The following is a 4,650-nucleotide window of genomic DNA, read 5'->3' as shown; positions in this document are numbered from 1 at the left end:
TTATTTGTCTTGTTGTGCCAGAAATGGTCGCTGCCTCTCAAGGAGTGGCGCTTGATCATCACTGACGCTTTGTCTGCTTTCACTACCATTGTTCAGCCATCTGTCCCAACTCATGTCTGAATTTCAAAAGAAACCCCTTGACAAGACCTTGAAAAACTGGTAAGATAAACTTCGCCCAAGTGGCAAACGGTCTCGCGCAAGAAGCAGATCATTGACAACAGAATAGCCCATTCTAGATAGACGGAACCCCAAAGGGTGCTTGCAAGAGAGAAAGCCGGTGTTGTCCAGGATAAGGACGAAATGGAAAACATCGGCGGTTTTGTCTCCAATCCCTGAGGTAACCGGACGTGCGATGAGGCGTAGTACCTTAACAATTGAAAAGTGATAGGAAGTTCAAAACCCAGTCGTTCTTTTGAACCGCAAATGAAAGAAAAACAACGTCGAAAGACGATATTTTGCGGAGAGTTTGATCCTGGCTCAGGATGAACGCTGGCGGCGTGCCTAATACATGCAAGTCGAACGGAGAATGTAGCAATACGTTCTTAGTGGCGAACGGGTGAGTAACGCGTTGGTGACCTGCCCCGAAGAGGGGGATAACAGCTCGAAAGGGCTGCTAATACCCCATGTGGTCGCTGGGATTAGATGCCCGGTGACTAAAGGTGAAAATCACTTCGGGAGGGGCCTGCGTCCCATCAGCTAGTTGGTAAGGTAATGGCTTACCAAGGCGATGACGGGTAGGGGGCCTGAGAGGGTGACCCCCCACACTGGCACTGAAAACGGGCCAGACACCTACGGGTGGCAGCAGTAGGGAATATTGGTTAATGTGCGAAAGCGCGAACCAGCAACGCCGCGTGTGCGATGAAGGCCTTCGGGTTGTAAAGCACTTTTTGAGGGGATGAGGAAGGACGGTACCCTCAGAATAAGCCTCGGCTAACTACGTGCCAGCAGCCGCGGTAAAACGTAGGAGGCGAGCGTTATCCGGATTTACTGGGCGTAAAGCGCGTGCAGGTGGTTTGGAAAGTTGGATGTGAAAGCTCCCGGCTTAACTGGGAGAGGTCGTTCAATACTTCTGAACTAGAGGATGGGAGAGGGAGGTGGAATTCCGTGTGTAGTGGTGAAATGCGTAGATATACGGAGGAACACCAGTGGCGAAAGCGGCCTCCTGGCCCATTTCTGACACTCAGACGCGAAAGCTAGGGTAGCAAACGGGATTAGAGACCCCGGTAGTCCTAGCTGTAAACGATGCGGACTTGGCGTCGGTGGGGTAAAATCTATCGGTGTCGAAGCTAACGCGGTAAGTCCGCCGCCTGGGGACTACGGCCGCAAGGTTAAAACTCAAAGGAATTGACGGGGGCCCGCACAAGCAGCGGAGCGTGTGGTTTAATTCGATGTAACACGAAGAACCTTACCAGGGTTTGACATGTTGGTGGTAGGGATCCGAAAGGTGACCGACCCGCAAGGGAGCCAGCACAGGTGCTGCATGGCTGTCGTCAGCTCGTGTCGTGAGATGTTCGGTTAAGTCCGCTAACGAGCGCAACCCTCGCCGTGTGTTATACGTGTCACGCGGGACCGCCGGTCTTAAGCCGGAGGAAGGTGAGGATGACGTCAAGTCAGCATGGCCTTTATGTCCTGGGCTACACACACGCTACAATGGTCAGTACAGCAGGTTGCGAAGCCGCGAGGCGGAGCCAATCCTTAAAGCTGGCCTCAGTTCAGATTGCAGGCTGCAACCCGCCTGCATGAAGACGGAGTTGCTAGTAACCGCAGGTCAGCTATACTGCGGTGAATACGTTCCCGGGCCTTGTACACACCGCCCGTCACGTCATGGGAGCTGGCAACACCTGAAGCCGGTATCCTAACCCGCAAGGGAAGGAGCTGTCGAGGGTGGGGTTGGTGACTGGGACGAAGTCGTAACAAGGTAGGTGTACCGGAAGGTGCGCCTGGATCACCTCCTTTCTAGGAGTTGCGAGCCGGTGTCTGTGGATACAGGCTCTATCTCCTTTCAAGTCTCTCAGCGGTGAAGAGACGAAGAACGTTGGGAAACTTCCTGTCACTTTTCAGTTGTGAAGGTACGGGCCTTTAGCTCAGCTGGTTAGAGCGCGCCTCTGATAAGGGCGAGGTCTCAGGTTCGAGTCCTGAAAGGCCCACTTCCCGGGTATCTGGGGATGTAGCTTAGTTGGGAGAGCGCCGCCTTTGCACGGCGGAGGTCAGGGGTTCGAGTCCCCTCATCTCCACTGAGCTTGAGTTGGAGAGTAGGTGTCGCAGGCAAGCAAGAGAACGAGAGAGCAAGTAGAAGTGGTGTAGCGGGTTTGTCTGGATGGAGGTTGACCAGGGCTGTGTGCTCCTGACGAAATGGGTGAGGATCACCCAGCGCCGGTCAACCGGCGAGTAAGAAGAACCTTAACAATTGAATAGTATGTAGGCCAAGTCTGAAGATCGTAAAACGATCCAATTTTATGGTGAAAAATTTCAAAGAATACTGGGTTCTCCGTATCATGTGGAGAAGCTACTAAGAGTTTACGGTGGATGCCTTGGCGCCAAGTGCCGATGAAGGACGTGGGTCACTGCGATAAGCCTCGGGGAGCCGTGAACAGGCGCTATATCCGGGGATGTCCGAATGGGGAAACCCGCTGTCGCGAACCGACAGCATTGCCATCTGAATCTATAGGTTGGCAAGGGGCACCTGGGGAACTGAAACATCTAAGTACCCAGAGGAAAAGAGATCATTCCCTGAGTAGTGGCGAGCGAAAAGGGAAAAGCCCAAACCGTTCCAGCTTGCTGGAGCGGGGTTGTAGGGCCTGGCATATGGGAGTTACAAAGTGTTTTGTTAGTGGAAAGGTGTGGGAAAGCCTACCAAAGAGGGTGATAGTCCCGTACGCGAAAACGAAACACCTCCCGCCAGGTACCTGAGTACTGCCGGGCACGCTAATCCGGCAGGAATCTGGGAGGTCCACCTCCCAAGGCTAAATACGCTTGGCGACCGATAGTGAACAAGTACCGTGAGGGAAAGGTGAAAAGTACCCCGTTGAGGGGAGTGAAATAGAACCTGAAACCGTGAACTTACAAGCAGTCGAAGGGCTAATGGCAGGTCGGTGCTCCGGTGAAAGCCGGGTGCGCGCTGCTACGCCTGACGGCGTGCCTCTTGGAGAATGAGCCTGCGAGTTAATCTTTGTGGCGAGGTTAAGGGAGTGACACCCGGAGCCGTAGCGAAAGCGAGTCTGAATAGGGCGTTTAGTCGCAAGGATTAGACCCGAAACCGGGTGAGCTACCCATGGCCAGGGTGAAGCGAGTCTAACCGCTCGTGGAGGCCCGAACCTACTAATGTTGCAAAATTAGGGGATGAGCTGTGGGTAGAGGTGATATGCCAAACGAACTCGGAGATAGCTGGTTCTCCCCGAAATAGCTTTAGGGCTAGCGCTATGTGTTTAGTACCGGAGGTAGAGCACTGAATGGGCTAGGGGGCTTATCGCTTACCAAACCCAATCAAACTCCGAATGCCGGTACTCCAGAGCATAGCAGTCGGACTGTGGATGATGAGATTCATGGTCGAGAGGGAAACAACCCAGATCATCGGCTAAGGTCCCCAAATTCAAGCTAAGTGGGAAACGATGTGGGGTTACTCGAACAACCAGGAGGTTTGCTCAGAAGCAGCCATCCTTTAAAGAGTGCGTAATAGCTCACTGGTCTAGTGATCCTGCGCGGAAAACTTAACGGGGCTAAGCTTGGTACCGAAGCCATGGGTTTCAGTTTTTACTGGAGCGGTAGGGGAGCGTTCTGTCAGCGGTGAAGGTCGACCGTAAGGACGGCTGGAGCGGACAGAAGTGAGAATGCAGGCATGAGTAGCGTAAAACACGTGAGAACCGTGTTCACCGTAAGTCTAAGGTTTCCGACGCCAGGTCATTCCGCGTCGGGTTAGTCGGGTCCTTAACCGAGGCCGAAAGGCGTAGGCGATGGATATCCGGTCAACATTCCGGAACCACTTGAGCAGAGTGATGGGGGGACGCAGCGAGGTAGGCCAGCCTGTGATTGGTTGTACAGGTGCACCATGCGTCAGACGATGAGGCTTGTTGGAAAATCCGCAAGCTGAGTTGAGGTATGGTGGCGTGCCCTTGAGGTGTAAGTGAGTTGAGCCTTGCTGCCGAGAAAAGCCTCTAAACGTTGAAGCTCGAGTGCCCGTACCGCAAACCGACACTGGTAGACGGGTAGAATATACCAAGGTGAACGGGAGAACCTTCGTTAAGGAATTAGGCAAATTTGCCCCGTAACTTCGGGATAAGGGGTGCCTCCTGATGTGAAAGTTATCTTGAGCATCGGGGGGTCGCAGTGAAATGGCTCTAGTGACTGGTTAACAAAACCACAGGTCTCTGCTAAGCCGAAAGGCGATGTATAGGGGCTGACACCTGCCCAGTGCCGGAAGGTTAAGGGGAGAAGTTCGCGCAAGCAAAGCTTTGAACCGAAGCCCCGGTGAACGGCGGCCGTAACTATAACGGTCCTAAGGTAGCGAAATTCCTTGTCGGGTAAGTTCCGACCCGCACGAACGGTGTAACAACTAGAGCACTGTCTCGACGAAGGACCCGGTGAAATTGAAATGGCTGTGAAGATGCGGCCTACCCGCAGCAGGACAAAAAGACCCCGTGGAGCTTTACTGCA

General features: G+C 53.5%; 2 tRNA genes and 2 rRNA genes. All 4 read left to right on the top strand.

Features of this window, described 5'->3' with window-relative positions:
- Nucleotides 1–454 precede the first annotated feature (454 nt).
- Nucleotides 455–1,956 (top strand): 16S ribosomal RNA (locus HPY90_RS14885).
- Nucleotides 1,957–2,073: 117 nt separating this feature from the next.
- Nucleotides 2,074–2,147: transfer RNA gene (locus HPY90_RS14880), tRNA-Ile, on the top strand.
- 14 nt (nt 2,148–2,161) lie between these two features.
- Nucleotides 2,162–2,234: transfer RNA gene (locus HPY90_RS14875), tRNA-Ala, on the top strand.
- A 265-nt stretch (nt 2,235–2,499) separates the two neighbouring features.
- A 23S ribosomal RNA gene (locus HPY90_RS14870) occupies nt 2,500–4,650 on the top strand; the annotation flags it as partial.

This window comes from Syntrophothermus sp. (assembly GCF_013314835.1).
Lineage (GTDB): Bacteria > Bacillota > Syntrophomonadia > Syntrophomonadales > Syntrophothermaceae > Syntrophothermus > Syntrophothermus lipocalidus.
The sequence above is the reverse complement of the archived record's forward strand: the minus strand, read 5'-3'. Positions and strand labels throughout refer to the sequence as shown.